The organism is Streptomyces sp. NPDC050423 (assembly GCF_040655445.1).
In the GTDB taxonomy this organism is placed as follows: domain Bacteria; phylum Actinomycetota; class Actinomycetes; order Streptomycetales; family Streptomycetaceae; genus Streptomyces.
The window spans coordinates 103650-121822 of record NZ_JBFAJY010000001.1 but is presented as its reverse complement, the minus strand read 5'-3'; the positions used below and the strand labels follow the sequence as shown (position 1 = coordinate 121822).

At 70.7% G+C, this 18173-nt stretch carries 17 protein-coding genes; 6 read left to right on the top strand and 11 right to left on the bottom strand.

Annotated elements, in window-relative coordinates; translation table 11 throughout:
• Positions 1-46: 46 nt before the first annotated feature.
• The 3 genes from AB0I52_RS00445 to AB0I52_RS00435 form a co-directional block, all read right to left on the bottom strand.
• Positions 47-1927 carry a glycoside hydrolase family 18 chitinase gene (locus AB0I52_RS00445; RefSeq protein ID WP_363067461.1) on the bottom strand — a complete coding sequence of 627 codons (1881 nt, stop codon included), beginning with the start codon at positions 1925-1927 and terminating at the stop codon, positions 47-49.
• A 178-nt stretch (positions 1928-2105) separates the two neighbouring features.
• The gene (locus AB0I52_RS00440; protein ID WP_363067459.1) at positions 2106-2753 is read right to left on the bottom strand and encodes a response regulator transcription factor; all 648 of its coding nucleotides are present in this window, start codon (positions 2751-2753) and stop codon (positions 2106-2108) included.
• The gene (locus AB0I52_RS00435; protein WP_363067457.1) at positions 2750-3946 is read right to left on the bottom strand and encodes a histidine kinase; all 1197 of its coding nucleotides are present in this window, start codon (positions 3944-3946) and stop codon (positions 2750-2752) included. Before AB0I52_RS00435 ends, AB0I52_RS00440 begins: the two co-directional genes overlap by 4 nt.
• A gap of 152 nt (positions 3947-4098) precedes the next feature.
• On the opposite strand from AB0I52_RS00435, the gene AB0I52_RS00430 reads away from it, so the two are divergent.
• The gene (locus AB0I52_RS00430; RefSeq protein ID WP_363067455.1) at positions 4099-4647 is read left to right on the top strand and encodes a hypothetical protein; all 549 of its coding nucleotides are present in this window, start codon (positions 4099-4101) and stop codon (positions 4645-4647) included.
• A 76-nt stretch (positions 4648-4723) separates the two neighbouring features.
• Here AB0I52_RS00430 and AB0I52_RS00425 read toward each other — a convergent pair whose 3' ends face one another.
• Positions 4724-5296, bottom strand: coding sequence for a cob(I)yrinic acid a,c-diamide adenosyltransferase (locus tag AB0I52_RS00425; protein ID WP_363067453.1), 573 nt, complete (start codon positions 5294-5296; stop codon positions 4724-4726).
• A 421-nt stretch (positions 5297-5717) separates the two neighbouring features.
• On the opposite strand from AB0I52_RS00425, the gene AB0I52_RS00420 reads away from it, so the two are divergent.
• The 3 genes from AB0I52_RS00420 (at position 5718) to AB0I52_RS00410 (ending at position 9837) form a co-directional block, all read left to right on the top strand.
• Positions 5718-6566 carry a 3-hydroxyacyl-CoA dehydrogenase family protein gene (locus AB0I52_RS00420; RefSeq protein ID WP_363067807.1) on the top strand — a complete coding sequence of 283 codons (849 nt, stop codon included), beginning with the start codon at positions 5718-5720 and terminating at the stop codon, positions 6564-6566.
• A 228-nt stretch (positions 6567-6794) separates the two neighbouring features.
• Positions 6795-7118 (top strand): STAS domain-containing protein, encoded by a 324-nt coding sequence (locus AB0I52_RS00415; RefSeq protein ID WP_018102617.1) that lies wholly within the window; start codon positions 6795-6797, stop codon positions 7116-7118.
• Positions 7119-7359: 241 nt separating this feature from the next.
• Complete coding sequence (locus tag AB0I52_RS00410) at positions 7360-9837, top strand: ATP-binding protein (protein WP_363067451.1); 2478 nt, start codon at positions 7360-7362, stop codon at positions 9835-9837.
• A gap of 111 nt (positions 9838-9948) precedes the next feature.
• On the opposite strand, the gene nucS is transcribed toward AB0I52_RS00410, so the two are convergent.
• Positions 9949-10620, bottom strand: a complete 672-nt coding sequence (gene nucS / locus AB0I52_RS00405) for an endonuclease NucS (RefSeq protein ID WP_219574249.1) — start codon at positions 10618-10620, stop codon at positions 9949-9951.
• 263 nt (positions 10621-10883) lie between these two features.
• Here nucS and AB0I52_RS00400 point away from each other — a divergent pair, with 263 nt between their 5' ends.
• Positions 10884-11276: an SCO5389 family protein gene (locus tag AB0I52_RS00400; RefSeq protein ID WP_123461692.1), complete on the top strand. Its 393-nt coding sequence runs from the start codon at positions 10884-10886 to the stop codon at positions 11274-11276.
• A 90-nt stretch (positions 11277-11366) separates the two neighbouring features.
• Here AB0I52_RS00400 and AB0I52_RS00395 read toward each other — a convergent pair whose 3' ends face one another.
• Positions 11367-12410, bottom strand: a complete 1044-nt coding sequence (locus AB0I52_RS00395; RefSeq protein ID WP_363067448.1) for an LLM class flavin-dependent oxidoreductase — start codon at positions 12408-12410, stop codon at positions 11367-11369.
• Between the two features lie 211 nt (positions 12411-12621).
• On the opposite strand from AB0I52_RS00395, the gene AB0I52_RS00390 reads away from it, so the two are divergent.
• Entirely contained in the window at positions 12622-12951 is a 330-nt protein-coding gene (locus AB0I52_RS00390; RefSeq protein ID WP_073736866.1) for an ATP/GTP-binding protein, read from the top strand.
• A gap of 31 nt (positions 12952-12982) precedes the next feature.
• Here the strand turns inward: AB0I52_RS00390 and AB0I52_RS00385 are convergent, their stop codons facing one another.
• From AB0I52_RS00385 to AB0I52_RS00365, 5 genes are all read right to left on the bottom strand, one after another.
• On the bottom strand, positions 12983-13858 hold the full coding sequence (locus AB0I52_RS00385) for an ABC transporter permease (protein WP_363067446.1): 876 nt from the start codon (positions 13856-13858) through the stop codon (positions 12983-12985).
• The gene (locus AB0I52_RS00380) at positions 13855-15078 is read right to left on the bottom strand and encodes an ATP-binding cassette domain-containing protein (protein WP_363067444.1); all 1224 of its coding nucleotides are present in this window, start codon (positions 15076-15078) and stop codon (positions 13855-13857) included. The genes AB0I52_RS00385 and AB0I52_RS00380 overlap by 4 nt, the downstream gene beginning before the upstream one ends.
• A gap of 171 nt (positions 15079-15249) precedes the next feature.
• Entirely contained in the window at positions 15250-16029 is a 780-nt protein-coding gene (locus AB0I52_RS00375) for an ABC transporter permease subunit (RefSeq protein ID WP_363067442.1), read from the bottom strand.
• Between the two features lie 4 nt (positions 16030-16033).
• The gene (locus tag AB0I52_RS00370) at positions 16034-17071 is read right to left on the bottom strand and encodes an ATP-binding cassette domain-containing protein (RefSeq protein ID WP_363067440.1); all 1038 of its coding nucleotides are present in this window, start codon (positions 17069-17071) and stop codon (positions 16034-16036) included.
• Between the two features lie 120 nt (positions 17072-17191).
• Positions 17192-18130 (bottom strand): cellulose-binding protein, encoded by a 939-nt coding sequence (locus tag AB0I52_RS00365; protein WP_363067438.1) that lies wholly within the window; start codon positions 18128-18130, stop codon positions 17192-17194.
• Positions 18131-18173 lie beyond the last annotated feature (43 nt).

Here is an 18173-nt window from a genome sequence, read left to right as displayed (position 1 = left end):
TCTCCCCGGTGCTTTCGGGGTTACGCGGGATGCGGTGCGGCGGTGACTACTTGAGGCCGCTGTTCATCGCGCTCACGAGTTCACCGTTGCTGGTGTCCCCGCTGAACTCCCAGAAGAACGCGCCTCCCAGGCCCTGGTTCTTCGCCCAGGCCATCTTGGACGAGATGGTGGCCGGGGTGTCGTAGCTCCACCAGTTGGTGCCGCAGTGCGCGTAGGCGGTGCCGGCGACGGTACCGGTGGTGGGGCAGGTGTTCTTGAGGACCTTGTAGTCCTCGATGCCCGCCTCGTAGGTACCCGGGGCGGCGCCGGTGGCGGTGCCGCCGGGCGCGTCCTGGGTGACGCCGGTCCAGCCGCGGCCGTAGAAGCCGATGCCGAGCAGCAGCTTCGACGCGGGAACGCCCTGGGCCTTCAGCTTGGCGATGGCCTCGGAGGAGCTGAAGCCGGCCTTCGGGATGCCGGTGTACGGGGTGAGCGGGGAGTGCGGAGCCGTCGGGCCCTTCGCGTCCCAGGCGCCGAAGAAGTCGTACGTCATCACGTTGTACCAGTCCAGCGACTGCGCGGCGCCCGCGTAGTCGGCGGCGTCTATCTTGCCGCCCGCGGAGCCGTCGGCCGTGATGGCGGCGGTCACCAGGTTGTTGCTGCCGAACTTGGTGCGCAGCGCGGACGTGAGGGACTTCAGCGCGGCCGGGCCGCTGGTGTCACAGGTCAGACCGCAGGCGTTGGGGTACTCCCAGTCGATGTCGATGCCGTCGAAGACATCGGCCCAGCGAGGGTCCTCCACCAGGTCGTAGCAGGACTGGGCGAACGCGGCCGGGTTCTGTGCCGCCTGGCCGAAGCCGCCGGACCAGGTCCAGCCGCCGAACGACCAAAGGATCTTGATGTGGGGGTACTTCGCCTTGAGCTTGCGCAGCTGGTTGAAGCTGCCGCGCAGGGGCTGGTCCCAGGTGTCGGCGACGCCGTCGACCGACTGGTCGGCGGTGTACGCCTTGTCGTAGTCGGCGTAGGAGTCACCGATCGCGCACTTGCCGCCGGTCACGTTGCCGAAGGCGTAGTTGATGTGGGTGATCTTCGCGGCCGAACCGGAGGTGTCCATGTTCTTGACGTGGTAGTTCCGGCCGTAGACGCCCCACTCGGCGAAGTAGCCGAGGTTGACCTTGCCGCCGGTACCCGGGCCGCCGGGGTCGGTGCCCCCGCCGCCGGTGGTGTGCACCTTGACCGCGCCGCCGGCCGGACCGGTCTGGCCGGCGGTGTCGCGGGCCTGCACGGCGTACGAGTAGTCGGTGCCGGCGGTGAGGCCGGTGTCGGTGTACGTGGTGCCGGTGACCGTGGCGACGACCGCGCCGTCCCGCAGGACGTCGTAGTTCTTGATGCCGTGGTCGTCGGTGGCCGCGCTCCAGCTCAGCTTCGCCGAGGTGTCGGTGACGGAGCTCGCGGTGGGGGTGCCGGGCGCGGAGGGGGCGTTGTCACCCGGGACGCTGCCGCCGTCGCAGGAGGCGCCGTTCAGCGTGCAGCCCGTGGGGGAGCCGGCGCCGGTGCCGTTGAAGCCGAAGGAGACGCTGGCGCCCGGTGCGACCGAGCCGTTCCAGCCGACGTTCTTGGCGGTCCAGTGGGTGCCCGAGCTGGTGACGGTGGCGTCCCAGGCGGAACCGACAGCGGTGCCGGAGGGGAAGTCCCACTCGATGGTCCAGGAGCTGAGGGCGGTGGTGCCGGTGTTCTTCACCGTCCACTGGCCCTCGAAGCCGCTGCCCCAGTCGGATTTCTTGAGGTACGTGGCGGTTGCCGAGGTCGCTGCTTCGGCCGGGGAGGCCATGCCGACCATCGCGGCGAGCGGCAGGAGCAGTGCGGTGAGGCCCGCGACGGCTCGTGATCTGGTGGCTTTCCCGGCCCCGAATCTGAATCGGGTCCGGCGGGGGGTCTCAGTGCTCAACGGTGCTCCTCGGGTGAGGTCCGGACAAACGGGGGTGGTCCGTGAACTGCAACCCTGCGCCGCCCTGAGCCCGTCTTGTCATGGCGGGCTCACCGCAGTGTGTTCGGTGAGATTAGGAAGGTCTGGACCAATCGTCAAGAGGTCCAGACCAAAGATCGGAGTGCGGTCTCCCCAAACCTCAGACACCCAACTCCTGTGCCAGCACCGCCGCCTGGACCCGGCTGCGCAGACCGAGCTTCCCCAGCAGCCTGCTGACGTGCGTCTTCACCGTCGCCTCCGCCATCGAAAGCCGCACCGCGACCTCGGCGTTCGACAGGCCCTCGCCCAGGCAGCCCAGCACTTCGCGCTCGCGCCGGGTGAGGGAGTCCAGCACGGCTCTGTCCGGAGCGTCCGGCGGTACGGGGACGGCCCCGGCGAACTCCGCGATCAGCCGGCGCGTCACCGCCGGGGCGATCAGGCCCTCGCCGCGCGCCACCGTGCGTACCGCTTCGAGCAGACCGTGCGCCTCGGTGTCCTTCAGCAGAAAGCCCGACGCCCCGGCCCGCAGCGCGCCGAAGACGTACTCGTCCAGGTCGAACGTCGTCAGCACCAGCACATCCGCCAGCCGCTCCGCGACCACCTGCTTCGTCGCCGACACCCCGTCCAGCCTGGGCATCTGGACATCCATCAGCACCAGGTCGGGGCGCAGCTCGCGGGCCAGCCGCACCGCCGCCTCCCCGTCGCCGGCCTCCCCGACGACCTCGATGTCCGGTGCGCTGCCCAGGATGAGCACCAGCCCCGCACGCACCGCCGACTGGTCCTCGGCCACCAGAACCCGGATGGTCATGCCCTCACGCTCCCTTCCCCGACGGGCAGTTCAGCCCGTACGCGCCAGATCTTCGTCCCGCTCCCGGTGGACACCGGGCCCGCCTCGATCTCCCCGCCGAGCAGCGCCACCCGCTCCTGCATCCCGATCAGTCCGGCCCCCGAACCGGGCGCACGCGGTCCCGGCCGGTTCCCGAGGACGCTGGTGACCTCCACCGTCAGCCGCCGCCCCGACTGCCCCAGCCGGACCGTGACCGGGCCGGGCCCGGCATGCTTGAGCGCGTTCGTGAGGGACTCCTGCACGATGCGGTACGCGGCCAGCTCGACCGGCGCGGGCAGCGGACCGGGCTCGCTGCGGGAGTCCTCCAGCACGCACGTCAGCCCGCTGGACGCGGCGTTCGTGCGGTGCTGCTCGACCAGGGCGTCCAGCGAGCCGAGAGTCGGGGAGCTGCTGGGGCCGGGATCCGGTCCGTTCGTGCGTAACAGTCCGATCAGACGGCGCATTTCGGCCAGACCGTCGACGCTGTTCTCCCGGATGACTCCCAGGGCGTTCCGGGACGTCTCCGGGTTGTCGATGGAGAGCGCCGCGGTGGAGTGGATGGCGATCGCGGAGAGATGGTTGGCCACCATGTCGTGCAGCTCGCGCGCCATCCGGGCCCGTTCGGCGGCCACCGCCTGCGCCCGGTCCATCTCGGCCAGCAGAGCCGTCTGATCGGCCCGCAGCCGCTCGGTCTCGGCGGCGTCGCGGTGGTTGCGCACACTGACCCCGGTGAGGGCGGGCACGAACGAGACCAGTCCGGTGACGATGCCGATGAGCAGCGCCTCGGCACTGCGGAACCAGGCCAGGAACCCGATCGTGACCGTGACCGTGATCAGGAAGGTGGTCACCGGGATCCGCCGGGCGGCCGCCGGAGTGCCGTACAGCACGGCGGCGTACATGACGTCGGTGTACAGCAGTACGGTCGCCAGGTTCCCGGCCGTGAACTGGTCCATGACCAGCGCGAGGGTGCCGACGATCAGGGCGGCCTGCGGCGCGCTCCTGCGCAGCAGCGCCAGCGCCGACATCACGGCGAGCGGGACCAGCTCGATCCCGGGGGCGTCGAGGGGCCGGCCGTTCTGCATGTGCAGACCGAGCAGCCACAGCACCACTCCGCCGAGCAGACCGCTGACCGCGATGAGGACGTCGTCCCGGTGGGGGCGGGGATGAGAGAACACCCTCCCATCCAACACGGCGGGCCGTCGCCGGACGTCCGTACCGGGGGTGAGCCGCGACTACATCGAAGGATGCAGCGCCGGTTCGTCACTGCGGTCGACGACCGGGCGCGCCCCGGCGGGGACGCTGGAGGGGAGAGACAAGGAGCCGGACCATGATCGTCACACTGATCGTTCTCTGCGAGATCGCCTTCTGGGTGCTGCTGGCCGGGGGACTCGCGCTGCGGTACGTGGCGAAGAAGCCGCGGCTCGGTGGCGCGGTGCTGCTGTGCGAGCCGCTGCTGGAGGTGATCCTGCTGGTGGTGACGGCCGTGGACCTGAAGAACGGTGCCGCTCCGGACTGGAAGCACGGCCTCGCCGCCGTGTACATCGGCTTCACGGTGGGCCTCGGGCACTCCACGATCCGCTGGGTCGACGCCCGGGTCGCCCACCGCTTCGCAGGCGGCCCGCCACCGGTGCGGCCGCCGAAGTACGGGATGGCGCGGGCGGTGCACGAGTGGCGGGTGGCCGGGCGGTGGACGCTGGCCGCGGTGACGGCGCTGGCGCTGCTCCAGGGGGCGGTCTGGTACGTGGGGGGCGACGGGGACGTGGCGTCACTGCGGTCCTGGCAGCAGACGATGCTGTTCGTGATCGGGATCAACCTGGTGATCGCGGCGAGCTACACGGTGTTCCCGAAGCGGGGCCCCGGGCGGGACGCGGAGTAGGTGCGGGGCCCGCCCGGCTGACGGCTTGTCCTCAGTCGCCGGACGGGCTTGAGGGGGTGCCGGACGGGCTTGTCTTCTACCGCTCGCCGCCCGGTACCCACAGCACGTCGCCGACCTCCTTGTTCGCCACCCGGGCGAGGATGAACAGCAGATCGGAGAGCCGGTTGAGATACGTCGCCGTGGTGGCGTTCATCACCTCGCCGTGCACCTCGAACGCCGCCCAGGTGGACCGCTCCGCGCGCCGGACCACCGTGCACGCCTGGTGCAGCAGCGCCGCACCCGGTGTGCCGCCCGGCAGGATGAAGCTGCGGAGCTTCTCCGTCTGCTCCAGGAAGTGGTCGCAGTCCGCCTCCAGCTTGTCGACGTAGGACTGCTCCACCCGCAGCGGGGGGTACTTCGGTTCCTCGACGACCGGCGTCGACAGGTCCGCGCCCACGTCGAACAGGTCGTTCTGCACCCGGACGAGGACCTTCACGACATCATCGGTGAGCTGCCCGAGCGCGATCGCCGTCCCGATGACCGCGTTGGCCTCGTTGGTGTCGGCGTACGCGGAGATCCGGAGATCGGTCTTGGCGGTCCGGCTCATGTCGCCGAGGGCGGTGGTGCCCTGGTCGCCGGTGCGGGTGTAGATACGTGTCAGATTGACCATGAGGTCAGCCTAGGGCGTGTTTCGAAAGCAGCGCCGTCCGCCCGAAGGGCGGGCCCGGCGGTGTCCGGTGCGTGCGATCGCAAGGCGGAGGGTCGCCCCAATACCGGTTGTACCGGGGCGATCCCGACAACGCGGCGAGCGTGCGTGCCGGACGCCGCCGGGCAGGCGGGACTTTCGAAACACGCCCTAGTTACGTGCCCGCTCCGCGGAAGGGACCAGGGCCCGGAGACCGGCGCGGCTCCCGGGGCCGGGCGAAAAGGTCCTCAACTACGCCCGGCGCGCCCCCGAATGGGGCTCACCGGTGTGATGTCCGTCATTTGAGACGTGACGCGCATCTCTTAGCGGCCCCAGCGCCCCTCACGGGTACTAACCTCCGCCGGAGAGCATGGACGAGAACCGTATGGAAAGCAGGGGTGCCAACGTGGCCAGGAAGCTCGCCGTCATCGGAGCCGGACTCATGGGGTCCGGCATCGCGCAGGTGTCCGCCCAGGCGGGCTGGGACGTCGTGCTGCGCGATGTCACCGACGAGGCCCTGACCCGTGGCCGTGACGGCATCAAGGCCTCCTACGACAGGTTCGTCGCCAAGGGCAAGCTCGCGGCGTCCGACGCCGAGTCCGCGCTCGCCCGCATCACCACGACCACCGATCTCGACGCGGTCGCCGACGCGGATGTCGTCGTCGAGGCGGTCTTCGAGAAGCTGGAGGTGAAGCACGAGATCTTCCGGGCCCTCGACCGGATCGTCCGGGACGACGCCGTGCTCGCCTCCAACACCTCCGCCATCCCGATCACCAAGATCGCGGCCGTGACGGAGCGCCCGGAACGCGTCGTCGGCGTGCACTTCTTCTCGCCGGTCCCGATGATGCAGCTCTGCGAGCTCGTACGCGGCTACAAGACGAGCGACGAAACCCTAGCCACCGCGCGGGAGTTCGCCGAGTCGGTCGGCAAGACCTGCATCGTGGTCAACCGGGACGTGGCCGGCTTCGTCACCACCCGGCTGATCTCGGCGCTGGTCGTCGAGGCCGCCAAGCTGTACGAATCGGGCGTCGCCTCGGCCGAGGACATCGATATCGCGTGCAAGCTGGGATTCGGCCACGCCATGGGCCCGCTCGCGACCGCGGACCTGACGGGCGTCGACATCCTGCTGCACGCCACCGGCAACATCTACACCGAGTCCCAGGACGAGAAGTTCGCCGCTCCGGAGCTGATGCGCCGAATGGTCGATGCAGGTGACATCGGCCGTAAGAGTGGGCAGGGCTTTTACACCTACTGATCGTTTTTGGTCCTCCGTTGCCTGATCCGCCGTCAATCAGGCAACGGAGGCCCCGGGGGTCGCCTCCCGGGACCATCGGATCCACGGCGGGCCTCAGTCACTCCACGGAGTGAATTCGGTATCGGTTCGCTTACAGACGGCAACTTCCCTGTCGCTGCCGCAGTCAGTTGGGGCAGAGGCAGTTTCAGACAGACGGACCTTGCCACGGAGCATTCCAGGGGAGCGCATATGCACATCAGGGGCGACCACGCCGAGCTGGTCGTCGGGGGCCGCCTCGACGTCCGAAGCGCGGCGGACGCCCGTACGGTCCTGCACTCGGCCCTCGACGACGGAGTCGGCGATCTGGTGCTGGACCTGACCGAGCTGGATTCATGGGACGCCACCGGACTCGGTGTCATCATGGGCGCGCACAGACGGGCCGGACGGGCCGGACGGCGGCTGGTGCTCCGCGGCGTACCACCGCAGATGCAACGCCTTCTGGTGGCCACCAGGCTGCACCGCATCCTGGCCATCGAGGGCGGGATCGCGGCGGAATCGCTGCCGCGTGTCTGAGGTCCCGGGCGGCGGCGGACACCCGTCCGCACCCCGCGGCCGAAGCCGCGCAATCCTCACGAGACCGTGATCTGTCGGGCGGCACGGCACCCCGGATGTTCGTAGATACTGTGCGAAGGTTTAGGGTTCGGCCGTCTGCCGATTGACGGACCCACCTGGCTGACACCGGACCGGAAGCGACAGCTGGACGTGCGAGGCCGGGAGGGACAACCGTGCTCGACGCGTCTTGGGGGCTTTGGCGATGGACCCGACACACCGGGGGCCGGATGAGTTCGGCCACGACAGCAACGGCTCCGCGCAGGACGCCGGCCGACGGCGTCCCTCCCGCGATCCACTGACCCCTGATTTCGGTCAGCAAACACCGCAACAGGCACGTATCGTCCCGCTCATATCGGGCGACCTCCTGCTCACGGTCAACCCGGTCGACGGCAGCGAGGTCGAACCGTGCCGGCCGGGCGAGCGGCCCGCCGAACCGGTCCGGCGCACCCCCGCCGAGCGCGCCGACCGCGAACGGGCCGCCGCGCCCCCCGTGCCGCCCGGCCCGCCCGTCCTCCAGCCGGCCCTCCTGCAGCGCGAGGACGAACGCGAGCGGCTGGTGCGCCTGCTGGCCCGCGGACGCTCGGTACGGCTCACCGGACCGGCCGGATCCGGCCGAACCGCGCTCCTCGAAGCCGTCGCCGCCGACTGCGCCCAGCTCGCACCGGACGGGGTCGTACGGCTCAGCGGCCACAAGCGGACCGTCACCGACCTGCTGCACGGACTCTTCGACGCCGTCCACGACGCACCGCTGCACCGCCCGGACCGGGCACTGCTGCTGGCGAAACTGCGCGCCACCGGCGCCGTCGTCGTCCTGGACGACCTGGAGTTCGGCGGCGCCGCGCTGGACGAACTGCTCGACGCGACGCCCGAATGCGCCTTCCTGCTCGCCGCGACACCCGACGTCGCCGCGCCCGGCCCCGACTCCCACCTCGAAGAGGTCTTCCTCGCCGGGCTGGACGGCGAGGCCTCGGTCGCGCTGATGGAGCGGGTGGTCGAACGGTCGCTCACCGAGGAGGAGACCAACTGGGCGGGCGACCTCTGGTTCGAGTCCGAGGGCCTTCCGCTGCGCTTCGTCCAGGCGGGCGCCCTGCTGCGCCAGCGCGACCTGCTGGGGGCCGATCCCACCGCGTACGACGAGTACGGCTACCTGGACAGCCGGCCCGCCGAGGCGCCGCTGCCGGCCGAGGCCCCCGAACTGCCGCTGCCCAGCCTCGGCGAGGGCGCCGCGCCCGCCGCACTGCTCGCCTCACGGCTGAGCGACGCCGCGCGCGACACTCTGCGCTTCGCGGTCGCCCTGGGCGGCGAGGTGCCGCACCAGGCGCATCTGCCGGCGCTCGTGGGGGACACCCACGCCGATGCCGCGCTCGGTGAACTGGCGGGCTGCGGGCTGCTCTCCCCGGCCGGGCCCCGCTACCGGCTGGCCGCCGGTGTTCTCGCCCAACTGGAGGCCGCCGGCTACGGGGACGACGCCACGGGCCGGGCCCGTACGGCGGCCCAGCACTACGCCTGGTGGGCCGGCCACCCCTCCGTCACCCCCGCACGGGCGGTCGCCGAGGCCGACGCGATCCTCGCGGCGATGACGCAGCTGGTGCCGGGGGACGGTGCCGGACAGACCAGCGTCGCCGTGCTGCTGGCCCGCAGCGCCTCGCCCGCCTTCGCGGCCGGGCTGCACTGGAGCGCCTGGGAGAAGTCCCTGCGGATCGGCCAGGAGGCGGCCCGGATCGCCGGCGAGGTCGCCGAAGAGGCTTACTTCCACCACGAGTTGGGCGTACTCGCGCTCTGCACCGGCCATCCGGACCGGGCCAGGGCCGAGCTGGAGACCTCCATCAGCATGCGCGGAGCCCTGGCCGACAAGCCGGGTGCGGTGGCCGGGCGCCGGGCGCTCGCCCTGGTCGAGGACCTCTCCGGCGCGTCGGCGGCGGGCGGCGTGCCCCTGAGCGAGGAGATACCGGCAGGCCGCTTCGAGGCGTCCTCGCCCGGCGGCCCGACGGCCGGCATACCGGTCACGATGCCGCGGTCGTACGCGGACGACACCGCAGTGCTGTCCCGGCAGACCGCTCCGAAGAGTGCCGGGAGCGGCGCGGACGGCCGTTTCTCGGTACTGGGCGGGGCGCGGCGCAACCTGGTCGCCGCGGGTGCGGGCGTGCTGCTGGCGGGTGTGCTCGGCACGGTGGTGACGCTCGGCCTGACGTCGAACAGCGATGCGCAGGACGACCCCGCCGCCCCCACCGAGCAGTCGGTGAGCGAGGACGACGGCAGCGAGAACGAGCCACCGGCCGACGAGTCGACGGAGGGCGGTACGGTTCCGTCCGCTCAGGCGCCGAGCTCCACGTCGTCGACGCCGGGGCCGACGGGGAGCGAGGCCGCGCCGACCGGGAGCGGGAGTTCGTCCCCGGCCGCGAGCGCCTCGCAGGACACCCCTTCCTCCTCGGGGAAGCCGTCGAGCGACAGGCCGAGTCCGACGCACTCCACGTCCAAGTCGCCCAAGCCGACGAAGTCGGATCCGCCGCCGACGAGTGGGCCGCCGAGCTCTCCGCCGGCGAGTGAGACCCCGCCGCCCACGGAGAGCGCGACGGACGATCCGGGTCTGCCCGACTCGTCGGACTCCGCGAGTGGGCCGTCCGGGGTGACGAGCGCGGACGCGTCCCGGGAGCCGTCGGAGAGCGCGTCGGTGGCCTGAGCGGGGGGCGCGCCCCGGCCGGGCGCCTTGTCCTCACGTGGTGGGCGGGCTTGAAGTGGCCGGGGCTCCGCCCTCAGTCGTCGGACGGGCTTGAGGCTTCCGGTGCCCGGGTCAGAACAGCCTGAGTTTGTCGTCCTCGATGCCGCGCATCGCGTTGTAGTCGAGGACCACGCAGCCGATACCGCGGTCCGTCGCCAGCACGCGGGCCTGGGGCTTGATCTCCTGGGCGGCGAAGATGCCCTTCACCGGCGCGAGGTGCGGATCGCGGTTGAGCAGCTCCAGGTAGCGGGTCAGCTGCTCCACGCCGTCGATGTCGCCGCGTCGCTTGAGCTCGACGGCCACGGTCTGACCGTCGGCGTCGCGGCACAGGATGTCGACCGGGCCGATGGCGGTGAAGTACTCGCGGCGGATCAGGGTGTAGCCCTCGCCGAGGGTCTCGATCCGGTCAGCGAGCAGTTCCTGGAGGTGGGCCTCCACGCCGTCCTTGATCAGGCCGGGATCGACGCCCAGCTCGTGGGACGAGTCATGGAGGATCTCCTCCATCGTGATGATCAGTTTTTCGCCCGCCTTGTTCACCACGGTCCAGACGCCCGCGGTGTCGTCGGCGCCCTCCTTCAGGGTGCAGGGCGGCGACATCCAGTTGAGCGGTTTGTACGCCCGGTCGTCGGCGTGAATCGACACGCTCCCGTCCGCCTTCACCAGGATCAGACGGGGAGCGGAGGGCAGGTGGGCCGTGAGCCGGCCCGCGTAGTCCACGGAGCAGCGGGCGATGACGAGACGCATGGTGGGCCACGCTACTCGACGACGGGCGGTCGACGCGATTCACCCACCCGTCACTCCGTCCCCGCCCCGACCTGACCGAATCTGTCTTGTCCGTCTTTGAACCCCTTCGTTATTGGCCGGTTGTGTTCCCAATCTCCTGGTGCGGCCCGGACTGCACCCTTACCGTGGATGCAGGAGGTCGCCGTCTGTGCACGCTGCGTCGCCGTCCTCCTTCCCTGCCCGTAAGGCCCCGGCCCTCCGTCGGGGTCGCGAGAGGAGAACCCATGTCGCTCGACGTCTCACCGGCGCTGTTGGAACAGGCCGAGCGAGGCGAGGTCGACGAAGCCGACTTCGTCGACTGCGTCCGGACCTCCCTGCCCTTCGCGTGGGAGATGATCAGCTCGCTGGTGGCTCAGCTGAAGGTCGACGGCGGCGAGTTCGCCGACAACCAGACGCCGCCGCCGGACGAGCAGGCACGTGGCCAGCTGCTGCGTGCGCTCGCGAGTGATGCCATCCGCGGCGCGCTGCAGCGGCACTTCGGGGTGCGTCTGGCATTCCAGAACTGCCACCGTGTCGCGGTGTTCCCGCTGGACGCCTCGGTCGACGACCGGCTGGCCCGATTCACTTCGGTGAGGGGCCAGTTGCTCAACCAGTCGCCCGAACTACGGGACTGCTGAACGCCTTTGCTGTCGCTCCGGGCCGCGGGAGGTGCCACTGGTCCGGGGCGGCAGCTCCCGTTCGTACGGCGGAACAGTGGTTCCGGCGCATCATTTCAGGAGTGGCAGCACCTCGGTGCCCAGGCGCGCTACGTTCTCCTCCGTGGCCACGAGATCTCCCGAACCCTCGACCAGGAGCGCGAAGCGGGTGATACCCGTGCGCTCCGCCGTGGCCGCGAGCCGGTCCGCCGCGAGCCGGGGCGGGCCCACCGGGTGAATGCCGCTCAGCATCTCCGTATAGCCGACCGGGTCTCTCATCACCCGGTGCCGGCCGTCGACCGTCACATGGGCGTCCAGCCCCTGCCGCAGCCAGCCGGGCATCGCTTTCACGAGCGTCTCGGTGGCATCCTCGGTGCGGTCCGCGATCTGGGCCACTCCCGCCGACACGTGCCCGGCCTGCCGCACACTCTCCGGCGAACGGCCCGCGGCCAGCGCGGCGGTCCGCCAGAAGCCGACCATTTCGGCCTTCTCCTCGTCCCCGCAGTGCATACCGAGCAGCATCGGGAGGCCGTTCTCGGCCGCGAGCCGCACACTCTTCGGCGAGGTGCACGCGACGACCACCTCGGGACCGCCGGGGCTCTCGCCGCTCTCCCCGTCGAACAGCTCGTCGGCCCGGGGCACCACCGCCACCTCGGGGAACGCGTAACGCTCTCCGCGGCCCGCCACGCGAGGTTCGCGCAGCCAGTCGAGCAACAGCCCCAGGGACTCCGGGAAGCCCCTCTCGTACGCCTCCAGGCCGCCGCCGAACACCTCCAGGTCGATCCAGGGGCCGCCCCGGCCGACGCCGAGGGTGAACCGGCCGCCGCTGGTGAGGTGGAGCAGCGCCGCCTGCTCGCCGAGTGCGACCGGATGCTGCGTCGGCAGCACGCTCACCGCCGTGCCCACCCGGATTCTGCGGGTGCGGCCGAGCAGCAGCGCGGCCAGGGTCACGGCCGACGGGCAGACCCCGTACGGTACGAAATGGTGTTCCGCCAGCCAGACCGAGTCGAGACCGGATTCCTCCGCGACCTCGGCGGACCGGATCGCGCGATGCAGCGCTTCGCCCGGCCCCTGCCCCGGAAACTGGGCTGCCAGTACAAACGTTCCCACACGCATCGCCTATTGCCTCCTTGCGGCCGACGCGGCTTTCCCCTATTGGCAACAACGTCTGACACGTGCCAAAGGCACGGTCGGGCGTGAAGCTGTTGCGATTTTCCGGTAACCCGTCCCGTCCCGGGCCCGGTGTTGCGTGGTGCGGGACATCTGCCCCGGCCGAATGGCCCTACGCTGGACGGGAACTGCCCAGCCCTGCCCCGTGAGGTGTCACGTGTCCCCGCGCCGCAACCGCCCCCGAGGCGGCGAGAGTCCCACCGATAGCGCCGGCGCGGTGGGGGACCGGTACGGGGGTGGCGGGCGCGCGGAGGAGTGGCAGGGCGAGGACTGGTCCGTCCGCCCGGTGAGCGGCGCGAGCGCGGCGGGCAAGCGCTACCGGTGCCCCGGCTGCGACCAGGAGATCCCGTCCGGCGTCCCGCACCTGGTGGCCTGGCCCCAGTACGGCGGGATCGACGACCGCAGGCACTGGCACAAGGCGTGCTGGAACGCCAAGGACCGCCGCACCACACGGGTGCAGCGGTCCAGGAACGCGCCTCGGTACTGAACGCCCCGGCGGCGCCGGGGGTGGCGGCCGGTCAGACGTCCCGGCGGCTCATCGCGAGATAGGCGCCGCCCATGGCCACGGCGGTCACCCCGAGGATGATCCACAGCGGTTCCCAGCCGGACGGCCCCGACGCGGTGACCGAGGTGTCGTAGAAGTTGCTGAGCTGGTTGGGGATCGAGTACTCCAGGAGCCACTCCTGGAGCTTCGCGAGCGACTCGGCGAACATGAAGATCGCCAGCACGAGCGGCAGCAGCACCACACCGATCATGACGGTGATCGCACCGGCCGAGTGCCGGATCAGCGCGCCGACCGCCAGCGAGAGCAGCCCCAGCGTCGCGATGTAGAGGCCGACGCCGACCGTGCTGCGCAGCCAGTCCGCGCCGCTGGGCGTATCGGCGTCCAGGATGGCCGTCTGGAGTACAGCGACGACCGAGGTCATCACCGTCGTCAGGACGAAGGTGAGCAGGAAGAAGACGATGGCCTTCGCGCCGAGCACCCGGCCGGGGCTGGGGCAGGCCGTCATCGTCGTACGGATCATCCCGGTGCCGTACTCCGAGGCGATCGTCATCACGCCGAGCGTGATCACACAGATCGAGCCGAGCAGTACGCCGAAGAAGCCGAGGCTGAGCACCGGGGTGGAGCCCAGGTCGGTGTCGGACATGTCGACCGCGATCGCCGAGAGCAGGCCGATGACGAGCAGCAGCACGATCAGGACGCCGAGCGTCCACATCGTGGAGCGCACCGAACGGATCTTGGTCCACTCGGAGGCGATCGCGTCGCCGAGGGTGGCCCGGCGCACCGGGATCGGCGAGGTGTAGAAGCCGGCCTGCGCGTTCCCCTGCGGGGCGGGCGGCTGCTGGTACGCCTGCGGCTGGTACGGCGTCGGCGGCGTGGACGGCGTTGTCATCGGGGGTCCTCGCTGGTGTCGCGCGCGGTCGGGTCGGCGGGAGCCGGGGCGGGGGCGGGAGCGGTGGGGGCCGGAGTCGGGGGAGTGGCCGGGGCGGGGGCGGCGGGAGGCGCCACTGGGGCCGCGGCCGCCTGCCCGCCCGGTCCGGGGGCTGTCGCGTACGGGTTGTCCCCGGGCGGCGGCGGGGCGTACCAGCCCTGCTGCGGCACCTCCGGGACGGCGGGCTGCGGCGGCGCGTACCCGGGGTGCTGCTGCCCGTATCCGCCGTCCGGGAACGGCTGCTGCAGTCCGGCCTTCTGGTCCGCCGTCGAGCGGTAGTCCACGGCACCCTGCGTCATCCGCATGTACGCCTCCTCCAGCGAGGCCTGGTGCGGCGAGAGCTCCCACAGGCGTACGTCGGAGTCATGGGCCAGATCGCTGATCCGGGGCAGCTTCAGCCCGGTGATCCGCAGGCCGCCGTCCGGCTCCGACATGACCTGGCCGCCCGCCTCGATGAGGGTGGCAGTGAGCTTCTCCCGCTGCTCGGACCTGTTGTCCTGGACCCGGACCCGGGCGAAGTCGGCCGAGTTGGCCGAGATGAAGTCCGTGATGCTCATGTCGGCCATCAGCTGGCCGCGGCCGATCACGATCAGATGGTCGGCGGTGAGTGCCATCTCACTCATCAGGTGGCTGGAGACGAAGACCGTGCGGCCCTCGGACGCCAGCATCTTCATGAGATTGCGGACCCAGAGGATGCCCTCCGGGTCGAGCCCGTTGACCGGCTCGTCGAAGAGCAGCACCTGCGGGTCGCCCAGCAGCGCGGCCGCGATGCCCAGCCGCTGCCCCATGCCGAGCGAGAAGCCCTTGGACCGCTTCCGGGCGACGTCCTGGAGGCCGACGACACCGAGCACCTCATCGACCCGGGCGGCGGGGATGCCGGCGAGCTGGGCCAGCGAGAGCAGGTGGTTGCGGGCGCTGCGGCCGCCGTGCACCGCCTTGGCGTCCAGCAGCGCGCCCACCTGGCGCGGGGCGTTCGGCAGGCTGCGGTAGGCGTGGCCGCCGATCGTCACATGGCCGGCGGTCGGCCGGTCCAGGCCGAGCATCATGCGCATGGTCGTCGACTTGCCCGACCCGTTGGGACCGAGGAATCCGGTGACGGTGCCCGGCCGCACCTGGAAGGAAAGGTTGTGCACGGCCGTCTTCGCGCCATAGCGCTTGGTCAGGCCGACTGCCTCGATCATGCTCCAGCCCCATCGACTTATCTGTCGTCGGGGCCCAGGCCGTCCGGCCGCACGCCCCCGTAAGAGTTAGGAGGATAACCAAGCCTTTACGGTTCCGGCCAAGTCGTTGCGGCGGCGCGCCCCCCGGGTGAAGGCCGCGGACCGGGGTCCACGGCCCCGGACGGCCCCGGGTCAGGCGTCCCGCTTCTTGAGTACGAGGAAGCCGCCGATCACCGCGGCCGCCACCCAGGCGACCATGATCAGCAGTCCGCCCCACGGCCCGTAGGGAGCCGGACTGCTGTTCATCGCGTCGGGCACCACCTGCATGATCTTGGACCCGGCCTGGTCGGGGAAGTACCGGGCGACGCTCTTGGCACCCGGGACGGCCGACAGGATCTGGGAGACCAGGAAGAAGAACGGCATCAGGATGCCGAGCGACAGCATCGAACTGCGCAGCATCGCCGCCACCGCCATGGAGAAGACCGCGATCAGCCCCATGTAGATGCCGCCGCCGAAGACCGCCCGCAGCACGTTGTCCGCACCGATGCCGGTGCTGTGGTCGCCGAGCAGGGCCTGGCCGAGGAAGAAGGTGACGAAGCTGGTGGCGAGGCCGACCACCAGGGCCAGCACGCCGGCCACCAGCATCTTGCTGAAGAGGAACGTGGCGCGCTGCGGCACGGCCGCCAGCGAGGTGCGGATCATGCCGGAGCTGTACTCCGTACCGACCACCAGGACACCGAAGACCACCATCGCCAGCTGACCGAGAATCATCCCGGAGAAGCTGACGAAGGTGGGGTCGAACGTGGCCCGCTCCACGTCGGAGAGGTTGCTGAACTGGGAGTTCATCACGGCGCAGAGCGCGGCGCCCATCGCGACGGTGACGACGAACGCGGAGATCAGCGTCCAGGTGGTCGAGGAGACCGTACGGATCTTGGTCCATTCGGAGCTCAGGACCGCGGGTACCGATGCCATCGCGTCACGCCCCCTTGCCGGTGCCGGACCCGCCGGGGGCCCCGGGAGTGCCGTCGGGAGGACCGGGATCGGCGCCGGGCGGCTGCCCCCACCGGTCGCCCCAGTGCGGTCCCACCGGCGGCGGCTCGGGTCCCCGCTCGGAGTGCGCGTGGTACTCCACGGAGTCCGCCGTCATCTGCATGAAGGCGTCCTCCAGCGAGGCCCGCTGGGAACTCAGCTCGTGCAGCACGATGGTGTGCCGGGCGGCGAGCTCGCCCAGGTCCTCGGTGGTGGCGCCGTCGATCTCCAGCGTTCCGTTGCCCGACTCGACCGCGATGATGCCCTCCGCGTGCAGTACGTCGCGCAGCCGCTCCTGCTGCGGCGAGCGCAGCCGTACGTAACTGCGGGAGTTCTGGTGGATGAAGTCGGCCATCGAGGTGTCGGCCAGCAGCTTCCCCTGGCCGATCACGATCAAGTGATCCGCGGTGAGCGCCATTTCGCTCATCAGGTGCGAGGAGACGAAGATCGTCCGGCCCTCCGAGGCGAGCGCCTTCATCAGATTCCGGATCCAGTGGATTCCCTCGGGGTCCAGACCGTTGACGGGTTCGTCGAACATCAGGATCCGGGGATCACCGAGCAGCGCCGAGGCGATGCCCAGCCGCTGCCCCATGCCGAGGGAGAAGCCCTTGGACTTCTTGTTCGCCACCGCGGTCAGACCGACGGTGTCCAGGACCTCCGCCACCCGGCTCCGCGGGATCCGGTTGCTCTGCGCGAGACAGAGCAGGTTGTTGTACGCGCTGCGACCGCCGTGCATCGACTTGGCGTCGAGCAGCGCACCGATGAACTTCAGGGGTTCTTCCAGCTCGCGGTAGTGCTTGCCGTCGATGCGTACCGACCCGCTGGTGGGGTTGTCGAGATCGAGCATCATCCGCATCGTGGTGGACTTGCCCGCCCCGTTGGGACCCAGAAAGCCCGTCACCATCCCCGGCCTGATCCGGCACGACAACTGGTCGACGGCAACCTTGCTGCCGAACCGCTTGGTGAGGCCATCGAGCTCGATCATGCGTTCACGCTAGAACGGCCGCGCGCCCGGCGCCACCACAAGGGCGGAACCGGGCGCGTCGGTGTCGGACCGGCCGGTGCGTCGGGGGACCACCGGTCGTTACCGCGTTGTTCCCTGGCGTCAGCGGGTCTGCTGGGCCGGGACGCCGCGGGAGGCGGGCTCCTCGTCGGCGGGGGTGCCGGCGGCGGCCACGGCGGCGCCGGTCAGCGTCGCCAGCATCTCGCGGACGTTGGTCAGCTGCGCGTTGATCGAGTCGCGGCGGTTGGTGAGTGCCGCCAGCTCGCGCTCCGACTCGCTGCGGATCCGGTCGGCCTTCGCGTTGGCGTCCGCCACGATGTCCTCGGACTGCCGCTGCGCGGTCTCCACCGTCTGACGAGCCCGGCGCTCGGCGTCCGTACGGAGCTTCTCGGCCTCCAGGCGGAGCTGCTCGGCGCGGTGCTCGATCTCGGCCAGACGCTTCTCGGCCTTGGCCTGGCGGGACGCGAGGTCGCGCTCCGACTGGTCGCGGCGCTTGGCCAGGTTGGTCTCGAAGTCCGCGGCGGCCTGGGCGGCCTTGGCGCGGGTCTCCTCGAAGAGGGCGTCGGCCTCCTCGCGCTTCTGGGCGGCGTCCTTCTGGGCGTCCGAGCGAAGCGTGGTGGCCTCACCCTTGGCCTTCTCGACGATGCGGACGCCGTCTTCCTCGGCCTTGGACTTGCGCTCGGCGGCGAAGGCCTCGGCGTCGTTGCGCACCTGCTGGGCTGCGGACTCGGCCAGCTCGCGGTGCTGCTCGGCGGCGCGACGGGCCTCTTCTCGCAGGTCCTTCGCCTCCTCCTCGGCAAGGCGGAGAATCTTCTCCACACGCGCGCCGAGACCGGCGTACGACGGCTCCGCGTCGCTCACCTGGGCCTGGGCGTTCTGCGTTTCGAGGTGCAGTTCCTCGATGCGCTTTTCCAGAGACGTGATGCGGGCGAGAGCACTATCACGGTCGGCGACGAGCTTGGTAATGCGGTCATCCACCTGACCGCGGTCGTAACCACGCCGCACGAGCTCGAAGCCGAAGGGGGAGGAAGGGTCACTCATGGGTTTCCTGTCGAAGTAAGACCGGTGAGGTGATAGGGGGAAT